This window comes from Halorubrum salinum (genome assembly GCF_024494575.1).
In the GTDB taxonomy this organism is placed as follows: Archaea; Halobacteriota; Halobacteria; order Halobacteriales; family Haloferacaceae; genus Halorubrum; species Halorubrum salinum.
Genome location: NZ_JANHDO010000001.1, coordinates 885,007 through 904,819 on the forward strand (window position 1 = coordinate 885,007; position 19,813 = coordinate 904,819).

Genomic DNA, 19,813 nt, shown 5'->3' on the forward strand with positions numbered 1-19,813 from the left:
CCGCGCGGCCCGCGTGACACCCACCTTCTTGACTCCCGGCACCGATCTACTCGTATGTCCATCCGACTGTACGCACTCGACGGGTGTCCGTGGTGCGAGAAGGCGGCCGACGCGCTCGACGACGCGGACGTCGAGTACGAGACCGAGTGGGTCGACGCGCTTCACTCCGACCGGAACGAGGTCAAGCGGGTCAGCGGTCAGCGCGGCGTCCCCGTCATCGTCGACGAGAAGCGCGGCGTGACCATGTCAGAGAGCGCGAACATCGTCGAGTACGTCGAAAAGAGCCTCGAATGACGATCTACACCGGCCGCGGCGACGAGGGCGAAACCGACCTCAGAGACATGAGCCGCGTCTCGAAGGCCAGCCCGCGGATCGAGGCGTACGGGACCGTCGACGAGGCGAACGCGCTGATCGGCACGGTGCGTCCGACCGGCCACGACGACCTCGACGAACTGCTGGAGACGGTGCAGAACCACCTCCACGTGGTGCAAGCCGACCTCGCGAACCCCGACCCGGACCCCGACGACCCGGCAGTGACGAGCGATCTCGTCGAGACGCTCGAAGCCCGGATCGACGCGTTCGACGAGGAACTTGAGCCGCTACGGTCGTTCATTCTTCCCGGCGGCGGCGAAGTCGGCGCGCGGCTCCACCATGCGCGGACCGTGACCCGCCGCGCTGAGCGTCGGACGGTCGAACTCGCTCGCTCGGAGCCGATAAACGAGACGGTCGTCACGTACCTCAACCGACTCTCCGACCTCTTGTTCACGCTCGGACGGGTCGCCAACGCCCGCGACGGAGAGCCCGAGGAGTCGCCCTCGTACTGAGCGACCGCGCTGATCTCGCCGTCACCGCAGTTGTGAACACTCTGAACCGCGTTCGACCCCGGCCGCACGCCACAAGGGATTTATCTGTCCTTCACCAAAGGGCAGATATGAGCAAACACTTCGAAGACGCACGATACTACCTCGGCCGGGCTGCCGAACACGCGAAAGAAGGTGTCAAAGAGGAACTGGAGCCGGTCGAAGCGCGAGTGAAAGAGCTGGTGGGTCGAGAGGAAGACGAGCCGGAGCCCGAGCCGTCGCGGCTCGATCGGATACAGGCGGATCTCAAGGAGCTAGAGGAGCGTGCGGAGGGCGAAGCCCGCGAAGCGGTCGCGTCGGCGCGCAAGCGCGTTAAAGAGTACCGTGGACACGACGCGGCAGCAGACGAGTAAGGCGTACTCTGCGGAAACTCTCACCGAACGATCCTCTCGCGGCGCGTAATACCCGTATAAAGTAACCCTTAAGTCGCGAGGTCGGATACCTCGACACGAGCGGGTTGGTGGTCTAGCCAGGTTATGACGGCTCCTTCACACGGAGCAGGTCGGCGGTTCGAATCCGCCCCAACCCATACGCTCACTTCGTTTGTGTGAAGTAGTAAACCGCCAGACAGCGGCACGGAGGTCTCTACCCCTGATTCCAACCCACCAAGTCTGCGGTCAGTGGTGTCCAAACTGCTGGATGTGTTTGGCTTCAGTAAGAAGTAGTGCACGCGCCGGTTCGAGAACCGAGCGTACCGAGACGACCGTTCGCACGTTTGACGTCCCCACAAACGTGTTCGGCCGCGTTGCATGGGTGTGGGAACCTGCGAAACGCGTTCGGGTAGTGGATCGTAGATCGCTGTATGGCCAAGAAGACGGACCGGGCTCCCGAGAATGGATCGCGTTCGACGGACGGCCGGCGGTTCGAGGTCTTCGTCCGCGAGGCGGAGGCCGACCCGCTTCGGCACGTCGGCACCGTCGAGGCACCGACGCCGGACGCCGCCCACGAGGAGGCGGGTGCGCTGTTCGCGCGGTACGCCCGCGACATCTGGGTGTGTCCCGCAGACGAGACGCATCGGTACGCCGCCGAGTCGCTCGCCGACCGTTGCGGTGACATCGGCGACAACGCGCCCGACGCGGGGGGACGGCGATGATCTCCGTCAGCAAACTGCTCTGCGGGCTCGACGCCGAGAGCGACGGGCTTCGGTACGACGCCGCCGCCGACTCCTCGAAGCCGCAGATCACGGCGGACAAACAGCGGCGGCCGGTCGTGGTGTGGAACACGACGAAGCGGTGTAACCTTTACTGTGAGCACTGTTACGCCGCGGCCGACTGCGAAGGCGCGTCGAACGAACTGTCGACCGCCGAGGGGAAGGCGATCATCGACGACCTCGCCGAGTTCGGGGCTCCCGTTCTCCTCTTTTCGGGCGGCGAGCCGCTCGTTCGCGAGGATCTCCCGGAACTCGTCGCGCACGCGGCCGACCGCGGGATCCGCCCGGTGCTCTCGACGAACGGGACGCTTCTCACCCGCGAGCGCGCCCGAGAACTCAAGCGGGCGGGACTGCAGTACGCCGGCGTCTCCGTCGACGGGCTCCCCGAGCGCAACGACCGCATCCGCGGGGAGGACGGCGCGTTCGACGCCGCGGTCCGCGGGATCGAAGCGTGTCTCGACGTGGGTCTGAAGACGGGGCTCCGGTACACGATCACCGAACACAACGTCGCGGATCTCGCCGGCGTGGTCGACCTCCTCGTCGACGTGGGCGTCGACCGCTTCTGTTTCTATCACCTCGATTACGGCGGCCGAGGCGCGGACATCTCGGACGTCGACCTCTCGCCGGACGCGACCCGCCGGGCGGTCTCCGACCTGTGTGACCTCACGCGCGAGTACCACGACGCGGGCGAGGAGATCGAGACGCTCCTCGTCGGGAACTACGCCGACGCGGGGTATCTCGTCGAGTACGCCGACCGCGAGCTGGGGACCGACCGCGCCCGCCTGATCTATCGCTATCTCGAACGTAACGGCGGGGATCCGACCGGCGAGCGCGTCGCCGACGTCGACCCCGTCGGCAACGTCCACCTCACGCAGTTCTGGCAGGGCTACTCGCTCGGGAACGTCCGGGACCGCTCGTTCGGCGCGATCTGGTCCGACGAGTCGAACCCGCTTCTCTCGGCGCTCCGCGAGCGCGAAGAGCACCTCTCCGGGCGCTGTGCCGACTGCGCGTACCAGTCCATCTGTCGCGGCGGGTCGCGCCTGCGCGCGCTCGCCGCACACGACGACCCGTTCGCGCCGGACCCGAAGTGCTACCTGACGGAACGCGAGCGCGAGGGCGCGGCGGCCGCGAGCCGGCTCGGCGACGAGTCGCCCGCAGACTGAGCGGGGGTCGGCGGCGTGGGGAGCTAGGGACGGTCCCCGTACGACCGGATCCCGCGTCGTTTATGTGCCGGCCGGCGGTGGTCGGAGACGACGTGCACGACACAGCGCGCGGGGTCGCCGAGCTCGCACGCCCGGGCAACTGCGTCGCGGCCGCGGTCCTCACGGGGACCGGTGCGTTCGTCGCCGGGATCGACGCGGCGGTCGGCCCGACCGCGGTCGCGATGGTCGTCACCGCGGCCGCCGTCGCCGCGGGCAACGCGATAAACGACTACTTCGACCGCGAGATCGACGCGATCAACCGTCCCGATCGTCCGATTCCGCGCGGTGCGGTGTCCCCGCGGGGGGCGCTCGCCGTCTCTGCGGGGTGGTTCGCGCTCGCCGTCGCGCTCGCGGCGCTTCTCCCACCGCTTTCGATACTCATCGCCGCCGTCAACCTCGTCGCTCTCGTCACATACACGACCGTGTTCAAGGGGACGCCGGGGCTCGGCAACGTCTTGGTCTCGTATCTCGTCGGCTCGACGTTCCTGTTCGGCGGCGCGGCGGTCGGCAGACCGACCGAAGTCGCCGTGCTCGCGCTCTTGGCCGGCCTCTCCACGTTCGCCCGCGAAGTGATAAAAGACGTCGAGGACGTGGCGGGCGACCGCGAGGAGGGACTCTCGACGCTCCCGATAGCGATCGGCGAACGACGGGCCCTGTGGCTCGCGACGGGCGCGCTCACCGTCGCGGTCGCCGTCAGTCCGGTTCCGTACCTCACGGGGACGTTCGGCGGCGTTTACCTCCTCGGCGTCGCCGTCGCCGACGCGGTCATGCTGTTCGCCTGTTACGAGAGCTTCGCAGATCCCGCGGCGGCACAGCGGCGATTCAAGTACGGAACCCTCCTCGCGACCGTCGCGTTCGTCGCCGGCCGCGCCGTCGTTCTGCTCTGAGTCGACCGGCGGCGCTCGACGGCGGCAGCGCCGCCGCTCTGCGAACGAGTACGAGAGAAACGCTCGACGGCGGACGGTTAGGTGACGGTCACGCGACGTTGAAGCCCTTGTCGCGGAGGAAGTCCTCCACGCGACCCGAGTGGTTCCCCTGCAGTTCGATGGCACCGTCCTCGACGGTACCGCCGCAGGCGAACTTCGACTTGAGGTCCGACGAGAGCGAACTCAGGTCGACGTCTTTCGGATCGAATCCTTCGATGACCGTTACCTCCTTACCGTACCTGCGCTCGTCGATGCGGATGCTGATCTGCTGGGACTCTTTCGCGACGTCCTCGCAGACGCAGAGTTCCTGGGGCAGTCCGCACGTCGAGCAGACTTCCGACATTACGGTCGAAGGTACATGGTGCCCGTATTAAATAGTGTCGGGAGGGTCAGGGGTGGTGGACCACGGCTCGTCCCGAACGCACGGACGGATCCCGGCTCACGCCCCGATCACGCCTCGCGGACGTTGCGACCGACCGGATCGCCGAACGACTCCGCGCCAGTGACGGGATCGCGCTCGTAGACGACCGATCCCCGGACGACGGTGAGCTCCGGGAACACGCCGCGAAGCCCCTCGAACGGCGTCCAGCCGCAGGCGCTGTGGAGCGCGCCGGCCTCTATCTCCCGCGGGTCGGCCATGTCGACCAACACGAGGTCGGCGTCGGCCCCCTCGGCGATCTGCCCCTTCGAGGGGAGGCCGAATATCGACGCGGGGTTGGCGGCGACGACGTCGCGAACGCGCTCCATCGACAGCTCGCCGTTGCGCACCGATTCGAGGAGCAGCGGGTACAGCGTCTCCACTCCCGGGACGCCGCTCGGCGCGTCCGCGAGCCCCTGCCGCTTCTCCGCGACCGTGTGCGGCGCGTGGTCGGTCGCGACCACGTCCACGTCGCCGTCACGGAGCCGCTCGAAGGCCGCGGTGCGCCGCCTCTCGGAGCGAAGCGGGGGGTTCATCCGGCCGAACGTGCCGAGACGGCCGGCGTTCTCTCGGGACAAGAAGAGGTGGTGCGGGGTGACCTCACAGGTCGCCGCCGCGCCGGACTCGCGGGCGTCGACGACGGCGTCGATCGCCTCCGGCGTCGACGTGTGTGCGACGTGAACCTGCGCTCCGGTTCCGGCCGCGGCGTCGAGCGCGCGCTCGACGGCGGCGATCTCGGCGTCTGCGGTCCGATAGGCCGACCACGCGTCGGCGGTCGCAGCGGTCCCCGCGCCGCCGAGGTCGCCGTCGAGGGCGGCCGCGTCGAACAGCGTCTCGTCTTCGGCGTGGACCGTGACGGGAACGCCGCGGCCGGCGGCCTCCGCGAGCGCGTCCTCGAACAGGTCCGGCGCGATCCCCATGTCGCCGGTCGAGTCCGCGAGGAACACCTCCCCGAGCGCGAACAGGGGGCGCTGAAAGAGGCTCTCGGGGTCCCAATTTCCGGTGACGCCGCCGTTGATCCCGTAGTCGACGAGCGACGCCGCGGCGAGGTCGGCCTTCTCGTCGAAGGCGTCACCGTCGACGGTCGGCGGCGAGGTGTTCGGCTGGTCGACGACGCAGGTGACCCCGCCCGCGGCCGCGCTCTCGGAGCCCGACCGCCAGGTCTCCTTGTGGCTCCCGCCCGGCTCGCGGAAGTGGACGTGGACGTCGATCGCGCCGGGCAGGATGTGGCGACCGCGGGCCTCGACGACGCGTTCGCCCGCCGCGGCGTCGAGTCCGGTCGCGACCGACTCGATCGTTCCGTCTCGGATCCGGACGTCGCGCACGCGCCCGTCCGCCAGCTCCGCGCCCGTGATGAGCATGCGTAGGCGCTCGCGTCGGGGTACATAAACCGTGGCGGTTCGGAACCGGTCGAGGTCGCCGTGACCGGAGCCGAAGCCGGCCGACCGTCCGGGCCGTCGACGACTCGGTTCCGAACCGCGCCGACAGACACCCAAAACGGTTTGTCGCGCGCGCGACCCAGTGTCTGGATATGGTCCCTCCCACGCTCGCCGTCGGCCCCACGCTCGCCGTCGACACCGCACTCGGCTGGCTCTCCGCGCTCGCGCTGTTCGCGGCACCGGGCGTCGCCGCCGCCGTCCTCTGGTCGCCCTTCCTGCTCGCGTCGCGGTTCCGCGCGCTGTTCCGTGCGCTGCCGCCCACGGGTCGGTTCGCGTCCTCGTACCTCGCCGTCGCGCTCGGGCTCTCCGTGCCGTACCTCGCCGGCGTCCTGCTCACCGCCGGACTCGTCGACTCCGCGGGGGCGGGCTGGAGCAACGCCCTCGTGGAGACCGCGATCGTCGGCGGGCTCTGTACCGTCGTCGTCGCGCCCGTCGTCGCCGTCGTCGGGCTCCCCCGGCTCGGGATCGACTGGGACCCGACCGGCTACGGCCCGTCGACGTGGGCGCTCGTCGTGGCCGCCGGACTCTGGTACGCCGCGGTCGCCGCGGTCCCGCTCTTCGCGCTCGCGGTCGTCTTCGCCCTTCCGGGCGGGTACTGACGACGGTGCGCTCTCGGAGCCGGTTCAGGATTCCGCGGGGCGCCCGGCACCGTAACGTTTTGTTGACTCGCGCGAGGACCGCCCGGGTATGCTCCCCGCACCCGTTCGATTGTTCTTCGTCGTCGTGCCCCTCCTCGTCGCCGCGGGCGCGCTGGCGATGGCCGCGTTCCCCCGGCGGCTGACCCGGTGGCAGACGCGCGGTCCGGACGGGACGACGCGGGTCGAACTCGGACGAACGCGTCTCCTGCTCATGCGCGTCGCGGGCGTCGTCGTCGCCGCGATAGCGCTCCTCACGGCGTTCGCCACCGTCGCGGTCATCCCCTGAAACGGCGGGGAAGCGGTCCCCGATCTGTCCGTTCGTCTTCGCACGACCGCCGGGGCGCGCGTTCGACGTTTCACAGCGGCTGCTGCCGACGCTCCGATACGGTTTTGGGGCGGCCGACGGAACCCACGGTAGATGCTGTCTCGACAGTTCGTCCGGGAGAACCCCGAGGTCGTCCGCGAGGCGCTCGACAACAAGGGCGTCGACGTGGACTTGGACCGAATACTCGATGTCGACGAGGAGTGGCGAGAGCTGAAAGGGCGCGGCGACGACCTGCGCCACGAGCGCAACGAGGTCTCCTCGACGATCGGCGAACTGAAACAGGCCGGCGACGAGGAGGCGGCCCAAGAGGCTATCGAGCGCTCACAGGACCTCAAAGCGGAGCTACAGGCGATAGAAGAGCGCGCCGACGAGCTTGAGGCCGAACTGGAAGAGGCCCTGCTCGAACTCCCGCAGGTTCCCCAAGAGGACGTGCCGGTCGGCGCCGACGAGTCCGAGAACGTCGAGGTGCGCCGCGAGGGGTTCGACGACCTGCGGAGCCTCCCGGACGCGGTCGACCCGCACTACGACCTCGGCGAGGAGCTCGAGATCCTCGACTTCGAGCGCGGCGCGAAGGTCGCCGGCGGCGGCTTCTACGTCGCGAAGGGCGACGGCGCGCGCCTCGAACACGCCCTGATCCAGTTCATGCTCGACGTGCACCGCGAGCAGGGGTACGAGGACGTGTTCCCGCCGATACCCGTCAACTCCGCGTCGATGCGGGGCACCGGCCAGCTGCCGAAGTTCACCGAGGACGCCTACCGCGTCGAGGGGACGAACGCCGAGGAGTACGACGACGACGACCTCTGGCTGCTCCCGACCGCGGAGGTCCCCGTGACGAACCTCCACCGCGACGAGATCCTGCTCGGCGAGGACCTGCCGCTCAAATATCAGGCGTACACGCCGAACTTCAGACAGGAGGCCGGCGAGCACGGGACAGAGACTCGCGGGATCGTCCGCGTCCACCAGTTCAACAAGGTGGAGATGGTGAACTTCGTCCGCCCCGAGGAGAGCGACGAGCGCTTCCACGGGCTCGTCGACGAGGCCGAGGAAGTGCTCCGTCGTCTGGAGCTACCGTACCGCATTCTGGAGATGTGTACCGGCGACCTGGGGTTCACGCAGGCGAAGAAATACGACATCGAGGTGTGGGCCCCGGCCGACGACATGGACGAGGGCCCCGAGGCGGGCGGTCGCTGGCTGGAGGTCTCCTCAGTCTCCAACTTCGAGGACTTCCAGGCGCGCCGCGCGCAGATCCGGTACCGCGAGGAGCACCACGAGTCCGCGGAGTTCCTCCACACGCTCAACGGCTCGGGGCTCGCGGTCCCGCGGATCGTCGTCGCGATCTTGGAGTACTACCAGAACGACGACGGGACCGTCACGGTCCCCGAAGCGCTACGGCCGTACATGGGCGGGACAGAACGCATCGAGGGACACGACCCCGTCGGCGAGTCGAAACTGGGCGACGGCGCGTGACGACAGCGGCGGCGACCGCCGACGTCTCGGCCGCGACGGCCGGTCAGTCCGCGTCTGCGGGCACGCCGAGTTCCCCCTTCCACGTATAAAACGCGATCACGACCGACGCCATGACGAAGCCGGTTCCGACGCCGAGGAGGATGCTCCCGCCGGTGGCGTACGAGACGGCCGCGAACACCGCACAGAACGCCACGAGGTACACGGCCGACTGACGGGCCGCAATCGACCGGTCGAACGTCTCGGGCAACACCATGCGCGAAGCTTGATCCGTTTCTGTATAGCTCTTTCCTCTCTAGACAGCAGCCAGCGCGGCCGACGTAATCCCGCCATCGACGCGACTCCGCCATCGACGCGACTCCGCCATCGACGCGACTCCGCCATCGACGCGGCGGACGACGAGGACCGAGCGCCCACGGCGGGCGTACGCCGACCGACTCCGGCGGGCGACCTACTTGTTCTCTAGGGCGTCGAGGATGCACGCGGCGGCGACGACGGCCTCCTTCGGAACGTCGCTCGCGTCGTCGATGGTGACGGTGTAGGCGTCGCGCAGCGAGAACTTCCCCTCGATGTCGCCGACGTGCCCGCCGTCGGCGTCGAATATCTCGTACTTGTTCGGGACGAGGTTCGCGAGGCCGACGAGGTGCCGGAGCGCCGAGAGCAGCTTGTTCTTCGATCGGATGGTCGCGAGCGGCGCTCCCGTCTCGGGGTCCCGGACCGTCCAGTTCTCGACGAACAGCGAGAACTCCTCGTCCAAGACGACGACCTCCTCGCCGGTGCCCGCGTCTCTGATCGCGTAGCTGCCGGCGACGTCCATGATCCCGCCGGCCTTCACGGTAAACGCGTCTTCGCCGTCGCCGGTGACGAACGGGAACTCCTCTTTCAGCTTGAACATCTTCTGTTTCCCGCGCAAGACGACGTCTCCGGCGCTGTCGCGGACGGCGTACTTGTTTCGGATCGCCGATTGTTTCACCTCGTACCGGTCGTCGGCGAGGTCGACCGTGGAGATGTCGTAGGCGTCCGAATCGGACGGGAACACGGAGGACTCTGTCATGGCCGCGACGACGGCGAGCGGTTGGAAAAGGCTTCTGCTGGGCTCCGAGTTCGACGCCCGCGGATGCCGCCGCGTTGAGCGCGCGTCACCCCTCAACGGCGTCGGTCGTCTCCGTCGCTCGGCGGCCGCGGCGTCGGTGGCGGACGTACTCCGTCAGGGTCCGGACGAGGCTCGTCACGAGGACTGTGACGCCGAGCCCGGAGAAGACGAACAGGAGACCGACCGCCCCCGGACCGGCCATCTGTCCACCAGAGACGACCGCGAACACCGCGACGAACCCCACCGTCGCGAGGATTGCGACCGCGGCTTCGAGGAGTCGAGCGCCCGTGTACGCCGGGTCGGCCGAGAGGCGGTCGCCCATCGGTTCGTCGGCGCGGCGGACCCGAACGGCCGCGAGGAGCGTTTCGACCGCGACCACGAGCGCCAGACAGAGTCCGACGAACGAGACGAGAAGCAGCGCCGTGAGCTGCTGATCGGGGACGAGCCGTGCGAAACCGAGCCCCCCGAATCCGAGCGTGCCGAGGGTCACGACGGTTTTGCCGGCCTGGAGGGGACGAGAGAGCGGGAACGAGCGGGGCATGCCAGCCGAAACGTGTCCGCGTCTCGGTATAACGGTTTATGCCGAGAGCCGTCTCGCCGCCCGACCGCTCGACTCACGGCGTCAGCCGACCGATCGAGAGCCACTCCACGTCGGCGTCGGCGATGTCGTTTCCGTCTCTCCTTCCGTCTCCGTTCCCGTTCTCGTCTCCGTTTCTGCTTCCGTCGATGCCGCCGCCCTCCACCGCCGTCAGCGCGAACACCATCTCCTTGCGGACGCCGCCGGCGAGCCGCACGTCGAGCGAGAGCTCGCGCGGCGAGAACCGGTGGTCCGGCTCGACGACGCGCACGAGGTGTTCGGAGTGCGGGAGGTCGTCGACGCTCTCCACGTCCAGATAGGTCCGGAAGTCGGCCCCGAACTTGAACCCGGTCTTCGGGACCGCGTCGGCCCCGCGCAGGGACCGGTAGACCGCGAGCCGGCGGTCGAACCGCGCGCCCTCAACGTCGCGGCCGCGCGCGACGACGGCGGCCGCCGGGTCGTCCGGGACCGGTTGGGGCGTGTCGCTGCCGGCGGCGTCGACGGACGCCGACAGCACCAGGCGGTCGTCGGCCGCCAGCGCAGCGGCCTCGACGAGCGATAACTGGAGCGCGCCGTCCACCGCGGCCGCGCGGCCCGTGAGCGGCTGGCCGTAGAAGCCGCGCTCGTAGAGGTCAGCGGGCGCGTCCCAGACGACGACGCGGTCGGCGAGAAGCACGCCGGTCACTCGCTCCGGCGGCTCGTACGCCGTCTCGCCTTCGATCGCGCCGTCGTCCGCCGCGAAGTAGGTGATGTCCGACTCCTCGTCGACGACCGCGAGGGTGCGCCCCGCGAGCCCCGCCGCCGGGAGCGACTCGCGCTCGCCGACGACCTGGACGGGGTACTTCACGTCCCCGGTGTCGGGCGTCGATCCGCGCTCGTAGGCGACGAAGTCGACCGCGTCGGCGACGGCGGCGTCCCCCCCGGGCCACGGCTCGCGGGCGGGCGAGAGGTAGAAGCCGCGGTCGCGGAGGTCGGCGTAGACGAGATACCGCACCGCGAACCGATCGGCGGCGGCCGCGCTCTCGACGAAGAAGCGCTCGAAGCCGACGGAGTCTCCGCCTTCGGTGAGCGAGATCCCGGACAGGTCGCCGCGGAAGAGCAGGTGAGCGGCCTCGACGCGCGAGAGCGCGATCTCGTCGCCGGAGAGCGGGCGGCCGTACCCCCGAGAGTCGTAGAATCGCTGGCGGGCGTCGCCTCCGACGTGCACGGACTCGCCGCGGAGATGCCCCGTGGGTTGCATGCTCGACAGCGGGAGCGGCTGAGGGAAGGCGGTTGCGGTCGGCGGTCTGCGGTCGGCGCTCGGCGGTCTGCGGTCGGCAGTCTGGGGTCTGCGGTCGACCCCACCGGACAGAGATAAGGGTGCGGCGGCCGCACCGACTGGTATGAACGAGACAGCCGGCCTCCGGCTCACGGTCCGCGCGGCCGAGAAGCGCGACGCGGGCCGGGGGATCGCTCGGCTCCCTGAGTCCGCCCGGCAGCGGCTCGGCCTCCTCAGCGGCGACACCGTCGAGATACGCGGCGACCGCACCGCCGTCGCGAAGGTGTGGCCCGGCGGCCCGGACGCCGCCGACGGCTCCGTCCTCATCGACGCCGACACCCGGGCGAACGCGGGCGTGAAGGTCGGCGACACCGTCACCGTCGGAGCGGTCGACGTCGAGGACGCCCGGCGCGTCGTGCTCGCCGCGCCCGCCGAACTCGCCGAGGTCGACGTGCGCCGCGAGGTCGTCGAGCGCGCGCTCGCCCGGGACCTTCGCGACCGACCCGTCACCGAAGACGAGGCCGTCCACGTCGAGCGACTCGGCGGGATACGGTTCGTCGTCGCCGAGACGGAGCCGGCGGGCACGGTCCGCGTCACGGACCGCACTACGGTGTCGGTGTCGTACGGCGAGGGCGGAGTCGACGGAGCCGCGGACGGCGAGTCCGACGCGGACGGCGCCGGCCGAGGGACCGGCGACGCGTCCGCCGGAGCCGACCGCCCCGGCGACTCCCGCGATCGGGCCGCCCCATCCGGGAGCGACCGCCGACCCGGGAAAGCCGATACCGCCCCCCCTGAGAAGCACGCGGCCGGTGCGACCTACGAGGACATCGGCGGACTCGACGAGGAGCTTGAGTTGGTCCGCGAGACGATCGAACTGCCGCTCTCGGAGCCGGAGGTGTTCACTCGGCTCGGCGTCGACCCGCCGAAGGGCGTCCTGTTACACGGCCCGCCGGGCACCGGAAAGACGCTCATCGCGCGCGCGGTGGCCAACGAGGTCGACGCGACGTTCATCACGGTCGACGGCCCGGAGATCATGTCGAAGTACAAAGGCGAGTCGGAGGAGCGGCTTCGCGAGGTGTTCGAGCGCGCGAGCGAGGACGCGCCGGCGATCGTCTTCTTCGACGAGATCGACTCGATCGCGGGGAAACGCGACGACGGGGGCGACGTGGAGAACCGCGTCGTCGGGCAGCTGCTCTCGCTCATGGACGGGCTCGACGCCCGCGGCGACGTGATTGTCATCGGCGCGACGAACCGCGTCGACACGCTCGACCCCGCGCTCCGTCGCGGCGGGCGGTTCGACCGCGAGATCGAGGTCGGCGTCCCCGGCGAGAGCGGACGCCGACAGATACTCGACGTCCACACTCGCCGGATGCCGCTCGCGGACGACGTGGACTTAGACCGGATCGCGAGCCGGACGCACGGCTTCGTGGGTGCCGACATCGAGGGGCTCGCCCAGGAGGCGGCGATGACCGCGCTTCGGCGCGCCCGGACGACCGACGCGGCCGCGCTCGACGACGTGACCGTGACGAAGGCGGACTTCGAGGCGGCCCACTCCGCAGTCGAGCCGAGCGCGATGCGCGAGTACGTCGCCGAACAGCCGACCACCGACTTCGCCGACGTGGGCGGGCTCGACGAGGCCAAAGAGAAGCTGGAGCGCGCGGTGACGTGGCCGCTCTCGTACGGTCCGCTGTTCGAGGCGGCCGACGCCGCCCCCCCGACGGGCGTCCTGTTACACGGCCCGCCGGGCACCGGGAAGACGCTTCTCGCGCGTGCTATCGCGGGCGAGAGCGGCGTCAACTTCATTCAGGTCGCCGGGCCCGAACTGCTCGACCGGTACGTCGGCGAGTCCGAGAAGGCGGTCCGCGAGCTGTTCGACCGCGCGCGACAGGCGGCTCCGGCGATCGTCTTCTTCGACGAGATCGACGCGATCGCGGCCGACCGCGACGGCTCCGGCGGCGACGGCTCCGGCGTCGGCGAGCGCGTCGTCTCACAGCTCCTCACCGAACTGGATCGCGCGGGAGACAACCCGAACCTCGTCGTGCTCGCGGCGACGAACCGGCGGAACGCGCTCGATCCCGCGCTCCTCCGACCGGGGCGGCTGGAGACGCACGTCGAGGTCCCCGCCCCGGACCGCGACGCGCGGCGGAAGATACTGTCGGTTCACACGGACGCGAAGCCGCTCACCGACGGCGTCGACCTCGACGCGCTCGCCGACGAGACGGAGGGGTATTCCGGCGCGGAGATCGCGGCGCTGTGTCGCGAGGCGGCGCTCGTCGCCATCGAGCGCGTCGCCGACGAGCACGGCGCGGCCGCGAACGACCACGCCGACGACGTCGCGATCACGCGGGCGGACTTCGACGCCGCGCTGGCGTCGGTCCGCCCGGCCGACGGCACGCGGTCGTGAGCGACGCCGACTCGACCGCTGCCGCCGCGCCGCTGTGACGGCCCCCGTCACTACCGTCAAACCGTCCCGGTACCGGCGGGGTTTTTCGTCGCCGAGGCGCAGTGACGTGTATGGAGCTGTTCGCGGTGCCCGACCTCCCGGAGATCCGGGAGGGTGACGACCTCGCGGCCATGATCGGCGAGCGCGTCGACCTCCGTGAAGACGACGTGGTCGTCGTCGCCAGCACCGTCGTCTCCAAGGCCGAAGGTCGCGTCTTCGACCTCGAAGACTTCCCTCCGAGCCCGCGGGCGACCGAGGTGGCCGACCGGCTCGCAGAGATCGCCGGCGAGGAGAGAGACCCGCGGTTCGCGCAGGCCGTCATCGAGGAGTCGACGGAGCTGATCATGGAGTCCCCGTTCCTCCTCACGGCGACCCGGTTCGGTCACGTCGGCGTCAACGCCGGCATCGACCGGTCGAACGTCCCCGACGGCGACCTGCTTCTCCTCCCCGAGCGCCCCTCGGAGAGCGCGGCGCGGATCCGCGAGGGGCTGGCGGCCGACCGCGTGGTCGTCAGCGACACCTGCGGTCGGCCGTTCCGCCACGGCCAGCGCGGCGTCGCGATCGGCTGGGCGGGGCTGCCGGCGAGCCGCGACTGGCGCGGCGAGCGCGACCGCGACGGCCGCGAGATGGGCGTCACCGTCCAGAACGTGATCGACGAGCTGGCCGCGGCCGCCAACCTCGTCGCCGGCGAGGGCGCGGGCGGCACCCCGGTCGTCGTCGTCCGCGACTGGGCGTTCGGCGACCACGACGGCTCGGAGAGCCACTTCCGCGAGGTCGAGGGCGACTTCGTCCGGCAGGCGCTTCGCGAGTGGCAGTTTCAGGCGTAATCACCAACCATGCTCGGAATCGAACTCACCCCCGAACACGACCTGCATCGCCTCGTCGACCTCGGCGTCCGCGCCGAGGCGGCCGGCTACGACGCCGTTTACTCGACGTGTCACTACAACAACCGCGACCCGTGGGCGTTCCTCTCGCAGCTCGCGACGGCCACGGAGACCGTCCGGCTCGGGCCGGGCGTCGCCAACCCCTACGAGACGCACCCCGTCACGCTCGCCTCGCGGGTCGCCACCCTCGACGAGCTCTCGGAGGGACGCGCCGTGTTCGGCCTCGGCCCCGGCGACCCCTCGACGCTGCGGAACCTCGGGCTCGAAGATCAGCGCGGGCTCCGCCCCGTGTTGGAGGCGTTCAAGACGGCCCAGCGGCTGTGGGCCGGCGAGCGCGTCGACCACGACGGGACCTTCGACGCGAGCGAGGCCGGGCTCAACTACGAGCCGCCGCAGGGCGCGTCGATTCCGGTCCACGTCGGCGGCGAGGGGCCGCACATGTGCCGGATGGCGGCGAAACACGCCGACGGCCTGCTGTACAACGGCTCGCACCCGAAGGATCTGGCGTGGGCCCGCGATCAGGTCGACGACGGACTCGACGACCGCCCGGAGAGCCGCGGCGAGTTCGACCTGATCGCGTACGCCGCGGTCTCTATCGACGAGGACGGCGCAGCCGCTCGCGAGGCCGCCCGGCCGCCGGTCGCGTTCATCGCCGGCGGCGCGGCTCCGCCCGTGCTGGACCGTCACGACATCGACGCCGACGCCGCCGCGGAGATCGGCGAGCACGTCTCCGCGGGCGAGTTCTCCGCCGCCTTCGAGCGCGTGACGCCCGCGATGATCGACGCGTTCTGTCTGGCCGGCACCCCCGAGACCGTCCGCGAGCGCGCCGAGTCGCTCGCCGAGCACGCGGACGGCCTCGTCGTCGGGTCGCCGCTCGGCCCCGACCTGGAGGCCGCCGTCGACCTTGCCGCCGAGGCGGTCGACGGGGCGTTCTGACCGTCTCAGCCTATCGATCGCGCACCCGGGAGGATTCTCACCGCGTAGGAATCGAGAATCGATCCTGAGAACTCCGCCACGACATTCATTACCCGCGTTCGCGGAGCCTCCGGTATGTCGACCACACGACAGCGACGTCCGGGGCTCCGCGGGCGATACGAGTCCGCGCTGTGGCGGACGATGGACCTCCTCGGCGTCGACGAGTCGATAGAGCGGAAGGTCGTCGCGGCGGTGGGGATCCAGTTCCTCGTCACCGTCGGGATCTTCCTCGCGCCGTTCGCGCTCTCGGGGACCGCCCTGTACGTCGTCTCGGGCGGGCTCTTCGTGGGCGCGGTCGTCGCGATCTACAACACGCTCCTCATCGTTCGCCGCGACTTCGTCGCGCCGATACGCCGGCTCGACGCCGGAGCCGACGCGATCGCCGCGGGCGACGTGCACGCGCTCGAATCTGACGGCGAAGGCGCCAACGCGGGCGGCCGCACGCTCGTCGGCGGCGACCAGCCGGACGAGATCGGCAACCTCGTGAACTCCTTTTCGGAGGTGCAGGCGTACCTCACGACCGTCTCGGCGCAGGCGGAGGCGCTCGCCGCGCAGTCGTTCGACGACCCCGCGCTCGACGAGGAGGTGCCGGGCGCGTTCGGCGAGTCGCTCTCGCTCATGGCGACGAACCTGGAGTCGTACACGACGGAGCTGGAGTCGCTCGTCGACGCGTTCGACGACGCCACGGAACGCGCCCGCGACGGCGACCTCACGGCGACGATCGACGGCGACGCGCTGGCGACGGACGAGGACCGGTACGCCGAGCTCGTCGAGAACTACAACCGGCTCGTCGCCACGCTCGGCGGCACCGTCGGCGAGGTCCAGTCGTTCACGGGCGACGTGGCCGCCACGAGCGACGAGGTGCGCGCGAGCATGGACGAGGTCGACGGCGCGAGCGAGGAGGTGGCGCGGTCGGTCCAAGAGATCTCCGACGGCGCGGCCGACCAGACGGCGCAGTTGGAGTCCGTCTCCGGCGAGATGAGCACGCTCTCCGCGACGGTCGAGGAGATCGCGGCCTCGGCCGACGACGCGGCGCGGACCGCCCGAAACGCCGCCGAGCGCGGTCAGGCGGGCCGCGAGGAGGCGGCCGAGGCCATCGAGGAACTAGAGACGCTCGAAGCCCGGATCGGCGAGACCGCGACGGCGGTGGAGAATCTCGTCGACCGAGTCGGCGAGATCGACGAGATCGCGGCCGTGATCGACGGCATCGCGGAGGAGACCAACCTGCTCGCGTTGAACGCCTCCATCGAGGCGGCGCGGGCCGACGGCTCCGGCGACGGGTTCGCGGTCGTCGCGGACGAGGTGAAGGCGCTCGCCGAGGAGACGCGCGCCGAGGCGGCCGAGATATCCGGACGGATCGACGAGGTGCAGGAGGCGTCCGCCGGGACCGCCCGCGACGTGGACGCGATGGAGTCGCAGGTGTCGGCGTCGGTCGAGACGATAGAGGAGACGCTCCGCGAGTTCGAGGGGGTCGTCGAAGACGTGACGACCGTCGACGAGACGGTCCAAGAGATAAGCGACGCGACCGACGACCAGGCGCGGACGACGCAGGAGGTCGTCGACATGGTCGACGAGATCGCGGCCGTCAGTCGGCAGACGGCCACCGAGTCCGAGAACGTGGCCGCGGCCGCGGAAGAACAGACCGCGACCGTCTCCGAGGTGACCCGCCGCGTCCACGCGCTCTCCGACCAGTCGGACGAGCTGCGGGCGACGCTCGACGGGTTCGAGGTGCCGAACGCGTCCGAGGTGCCGGACGCGGGCGACCCGTCCGCGAGCGCGACCGGCGGACCCTCCCCAGCGGACGCCGACGACTGACTCCGGGCCGTTACTCCGCCGGGCCGCGCCCGCCGAGCGACGGGAGCGTGACGCCGATCTCGCCGAGGAGCGCGCCGACCGCGGCGTATCCGAGCACGGCCACGGACGAGACGAGAAGCACCTGTCCGACGACGACGAGGAGCGCCGAGATCGGGTCGCCGGCACCCAGGATGAGGTCGTTCAGGAAGATGTCCACGAACCGTCCGACGTCGCCGACGAGCCGGGAGACGAAGTCAACGAGCGCTAGCATATCCGGCCGTTGATCCGCCGGGTACTTGGGTGTTGAGTTCGCGGCCGAATATCGACGGGGCGAGTCCCCGGTCGCGTCCTCAGGGGCGTAGTCTCACTCTCGGGACCGGCTCCCGGTCGCGACCTCTCGGCTATGCCGACCAGCGCTCCGCCGGATGTCGGTAACCGAACGCCTTACACCCGACCGACACGGATCAACTCGGCATGAACACGCTGTTTTGGGTCCTCACGGGGGTCCTCGCGTACTCCGCGGCCATGCTGTGGCTCGACGAGCGGGGGGTCCTCCCCGACTCGATCCGCGTCTCCGGTCCGATACTGACCCTTCGCACCCTCCGCGGGCGGATATTCCTCGACCGACTCGCCCGCCCGAAGCGGCTCTGGCGGGCGGTCGCGAACCTCGGGCTCGGCGGCGCGCTCGTCGCGATGGTCGGCTCGTTCGTGCTCATCATCAACTCCGCGCGCACGACGCTCGACACCGCTCAGCCGGCCGCGATCCAACAGCCCCAGAACTTCCTCATCATCCCCGGCGTCAACGAGTTCCTCCCGCTGTCCGTCGCCCCGGAGATCGTCGCCGGCCTCGCTATCGCGATGGTCGTCCACGAAGGGGCACACGGGCTCCTCTGTCGTGTCGAGGGGATCGACATCGAGTCGATGGGGCTCGTGTTCTTCGCCCTGTTACCCGTCGGTGCGTTCGTCGAACCCGACGAGGAGGCGACGCAGGAGGCCTCTCGCGGCGCTCGGGCTCGGATGTTCGCCGCGGGCGTCACTGCCAACACGGTCGTGACTATCTTGGCGTTCGCGCTGCTCTTCGGTCCGGTCGTCGGTGCCGTCTCCCCGGCCCCCGGCTACGCCGTCGGCGAGGTGAACCCGGGCTCGCCGGCGGCCGCGGCCGACATCGCGCAGGGCGACCGACTCGTCGAGGTCGCCGGAACGCCGGTCGACACCGCCGAGGAGTTCGAGGCCGCCCTCGCCGACGCCGGCGAGACGGTGACGGTGACCGCCGACGACGGCGACGGAGAGCGGACGGTCGAAGTCGATCGGAACCTCCAGATCGTCGGCACCGCCGGCGGGAACCCCCTCGGGATCACCGTCGAGACGGAACCGTACACCGTCGAGTCGGTGAACGGACAACCGGTGGCGACCGAGGGCGCGTTCGTCGAGGCGGTCGGCGACGACGAGCGCGCGACCGTGACGGTCACCGGCGGCAACGAGAGCGGTCCGGTGACCGCCGAGATACCGATCGGGGCGTACGCGCTCGCGGCCCAGGCGGACGGTCCCATCGCCGATGCGGGCGCGACGGTCGGCGAACCGATGACCGTCGTCGCCATCGACGGCGAGCGCGTCCACGACGACGGCGCGCTCTCCTCGGTGCTCTCGGAGCGTGACCCCGGAGAGAGCGTCGAGGTCGTCGCGTACGACGCCGACGGCGAGCGCGAGACGTACGACGTCGAACTCGACCCGCACCCGAACCGCGACGGCGGATTCATCGGCGTCTCGGTGTTCCCCGGTGCGAGCGGACTCGCGCTCGACGACTTCGGCGTCTCCGAGTACCCGGCGGGCGCGTACCTCGAACTGCTCGGCGGCGACGGCGGCGAGGCGGGATCCGACGGGGTCCCGATCGGCGGACTGAGCGGCTCTCCGCTCGGGCTCGCGTTCGTCGCGCTGCTTCTCCCGCTCGGGAGCCTGTTCGGACTCCCGTACAACTTCGCGGGGTTCACGGGGCACCTGACCAACTTCTACGTCGTCGACGGCGCGTTCGCGGTCCTCGGCGGCGGGACGTTCCTCCTGGCGAACGTGCTGTTCTGGACCGGCTGGATCAACGTCCAGCTCGCGCTTTTCAACTGCCTGCCGGCGTTCCCGCTCGACGGCGGGCGGATACTCCGGATGGTCGCAGAGGCGGTCGTCAGCCGGACGCCCGTCTCGAACCGCCACGCCGCGGTCCGCACGATCACGGTCTCCTCGGGACTGGTGATGCTCGCCGGGCTGGTCGCGATGATCTTCGGCAACCAGATCCTCTCGGCGCTCGGGCTGGCCTGATCGGCCTCGGTGCGGGCCGAACGAGTCCGAGACTCCGAGGGGGAAACCGGTTTCTCTCCG

General features: G+C 70.3%; 20 protein-coding genes, 1 tRNA gene and 1 pseudogene. 15 read left to right on the forward strand and 7 right to left on the reverse strand.

Going from position 1 to position 19,813, the window contains the following annotated elements; all coding sequences use genetic code 11:
- The first annotated feature begins 54 nt into the window (after window positions 1–54).
- The 7 genes and pseudogenes from NO930_RS04760 (at window position 55) to NO930_RS04790 (ending at window position 4,099) form a co-directional block, all read left to right on the forward strand.
- Window positions 55–294, forward strand: a complete 240-nt coding sequence (locus tag NO930_RS04760; protein ID WP_137783290.1) for a glutaredoxin family protein — start codon at window positions 55–57, stop codon at window positions 292–294.
- Entirely contained in the window at window positions 291–824 is a 534-nt protein-coding gene (locus NO930_RS04765) for a cob(I)yrinic acid a,c-diamide adenosyltransferase (protein WP_137783289.1), read from the forward strand. Before NO930_RS04760 ends, NO930_RS04765 begins: the two co-directional genes overlap by 4 nt.
- 107 nt (window positions 825–931) lie before the next feature.
- Window positions 932–1,213 (forward strand): DUF7553 family protein, encoded by a 282-nt coding sequence (locus NO930_RS04770; protein ID WP_137783288.1) that lies wholly within the window; start codon window positions 932–934, stop codon window positions 1,211–1,213.
- 101 nt (window positions 1,214–1,314) lie between these two features.
- Window positions 1,315–1,389: transfer RNA gene (locus NO930_RS04775), tRNA-Val, on the forward strand.
- A gap of 273 nt (window positions 1,390–1,662) precedes the next feature.
- Window positions 1,663–1,935 (forward strand): annotated as a pseudogene (locus tag NO930_RS04780) (Htur_1727 family rSAM-partnered candidate RiPP); the annotation flags it as partial.
- Between the two features lie 14 nt (window positions 1,936–1,949).
- A complete protein-coding gene (locus tag NO930_RS04785) occupies window positions 1,950–3,173 on the forward strand; it encodes a TIGR04347 family pseudo-SAM/SPASM protein (protein WP_256402671.1) in 1,224 nt (407 codons plus the stop codon).
- A 92-nt stretch (window positions 3,174–3,265) separates the two neighbouring features.
- The gene (locus NO930_RS04790; RefSeq protein WP_256402672.1) at window positions 3,266–4,099 is read left to right on the forward strand and encodes a geranylgeranylglycerol-phosphate geranylgeranyltransferase; all 834 of its coding nucleotides are present in this window, start codon (window positions 3,266–3,268) and stop codon (window positions 4,097–4,099) included.
- 88 nt (window positions 4,100–4,187) lie between these two features.
- On the opposite strand, the gene yciH is transcribed toward NO930_RS04790, so the two are convergent.
- Both yciH and NO930_RS04800 read right to left on the reverse strand, forming a co-directional pair.
- A complete protein-coding gene (yciH, locus tag NO930_RS04795; protein ID WP_004596695.1) occupies window positions 4,188–4,481 on the reverse strand; it encodes a stress response translation initiation inhibitor YciH in 294 nt (97 codons plus the stop codon).
- A gap of 107 nt (window positions 4,482–4,588) precedes the next feature.
- Window positions 4,589–5,917 carry a dihydroorotase gene (locus tag NO930_RS04800; protein WP_256402673.1) on the reverse strand — a complete coding sequence of 443 codons (1,329 nt, stop codon included), beginning with the start codon at window positions 5,915–5,917 and terminating at the stop codon, window positions 4,589–4,591.
- A gap of 170 nt (window positions 5,918–6,087) precedes the next feature.
- On the opposite strand from NO930_RS04800, the gene NO930_RS04805 reads away from it, so the two are divergent.
- The 3 genes from NO930_RS04805 to serS all read left to right on the forward strand — a co-directional run bounded on the left by NO930_RS04805 (window position 6,088) and on the right by serS (window position 8,425).
- Window positions 6,088–6,594, forward strand: a complete 507-nt coding sequence (locus NO930_RS04805) for a DUF8162 family protein (RefSeq protein ID WP_256402674.1) — start codon at window positions 6,088–6,090, stop codon at window positions 6,592–6,594.
- A gap of 88 nt (window positions 6,595–6,682) precedes the next feature.
- Window positions 6,683–6,919, forward strand: a complete 237-nt coding sequence (locus NO930_RS04810; RefSeq protein WP_137783491.1) for a hypothetical protein — start codon at window positions 6,683–6,685, stop codon at window positions 6,917–6,919.
- Window positions 6,920–7,051: 132 nt separating this feature from the next.
- Window positions 7,052–8,425, forward strand: a complete 1,374-nt coding sequence (serS, locus tag NO930_RS04815) for a serine--tRNA ligase (protein ID WP_256402675.1) — start codon at window positions 7,052–7,054, stop codon at window positions 8,423–8,425.
- A gap of 43 nt (window positions 8,426–8,468) precedes the next feature.
- On the opposite strand, the gene NO930_RS04820 is transcribed toward serS, so the two are convergent.
- The 4 genes from NO930_RS04820 to endA all read right to left on the reverse strand — a co-directional run bounded on the left by NO930_RS04820 (window position 8,469) and on the right by endA (window position 11,332).
- Window positions 8,469–8,678: a hypothetical protein gene (locus NO930_RS04820; protein WP_137783489.1), complete on the reverse strand. Its 210-nt coding sequence runs from the start codon at window positions 8,676–8,678 to the stop codon at window positions 8,469–8,471.
- A 195-nt stretch (window positions 8,679–8,873) separates the two neighbouring features.
- Window positions 8,874–9,476 (reverse strand): LURP-one-related/scramblase family protein, encoded by a 603-nt coding sequence (locus tag NO930_RS04825; RefSeq protein ID WP_256402676.1) that lies wholly within the window; start codon window positions 9,474–9,476, stop codon window positions 8,874–8,876.
- An 85-nt stretch (window positions 9,477–9,561) separates the two neighbouring features.
- The gene (locus tag NO930_RS04830) at window positions 9,562–10,056 is read right to left on the reverse strand and encodes a hypothetical protein (RefSeq protein ID WP_137783487.1); all 495 of its coding nucleotides are present in this window, start codon (window positions 10,054–10,056) and stop codon (window positions 9,562–9,564) included.
- 73 nt (window positions 10,057–10,129) lie between these two features.
- Window positions 10,130–11,332 carry a tRNA-intron lyase gene (endA, locus tag NO930_RS04835; protein ID WP_256402677.1) on the reverse strand — a complete coding sequence of 401 codons (1,203 nt, stop codon included), beginning with the start codon at window positions 11,330–11,332 and terminating at the stop codon, window positions 10,130–10,132.
- 142 nt (window positions 11,333–11,474) lie between these two features.
- Between endA and NO930_RS04840 the strand changes: the two genes are divergently transcribed.
- The 4 genes from NO930_RS04840 (at window position 11,475) to NO930_RS04855 (ending at window position 17,467) form a co-directional block, all read left to right on the forward strand.
- Complete coding sequence (locus tag NO930_RS04840) at window positions 11,475–13,754, forward strand: AAA family ATPase (RefSeq protein WP_256402678.1); 2,280 nt, start codon at window positions 11,475–11,477, stop codon at window positions 13,752–13,754.
- A 110-nt stretch (window positions 13,755–13,864) separates the two neighbouring features.
- The gene (locus NO930_RS04845; protein WP_256402679.1) at window positions 13,865–14,620 is read left to right on the forward strand and encodes a coenzyme F420-0:L-glutamate ligase; all 756 of its coding nucleotides are present in this window, start codon (window positions 13,865–13,867) and stop codon (window positions 14,618–14,620) included.
- Window positions 14,621–14,629: 9 nt separating this feature from the next.
- Window positions 14,630–15,613, forward strand: a complete 984-nt coding sequence (locus NO930_RS04850; RefSeq protein ID WP_256402680.1) for a 5,10-methylenetetrahydromethanopterin reductase — start codon at window positions 14,630–14,632, stop codon at window positions 15,611–15,613.
- A 180-nt stretch (window positions 15,614–15,793) separates the two neighbouring features.
- Window positions 15,794–17,467: a methyl-accepting chemotaxis protein gene (locus NO930_RS04855; RefSeq protein ID WP_256402815.1), complete on the forward strand. Its 1,674-nt coding sequence runs from the start codon at window positions 15,794–15,796 to the stop codon at window positions 17,465–17,467.
- Between the two features lie 10 nt (window positions 17,468–17,477).
- Here NO930_RS04855 and NO930_RS04860 read toward each other — a convergent pair whose 3' ends face one another.
- On the reverse strand, window positions 17,478–17,717 hold the full coding sequence (locus NO930_RS04860; RefSeq protein WP_049982979.1) for a DUF8024 family protein: 240 nt from the start codon (window positions 17,715–17,717) through the stop codon (window positions 17,478–17,480).
- 203 nt (window positions 17,718–17,920) lie between these two features.
- Here NO930_RS04860 and NO930_RS04865 point away from each other — a divergent pair, with 203 nt between their 5' ends.
- A complete protein-coding gene (locus NO930_RS04865; protein WP_256402681.1) occupies window positions 17,921–19,753 on the forward strand; it encodes a site-2 protease family protein in 1,833 nt (610 codons plus the stop codon).
- The last annotated feature ends 60 nt before the right edge of the window (window positions 19,754–19,813 follow it).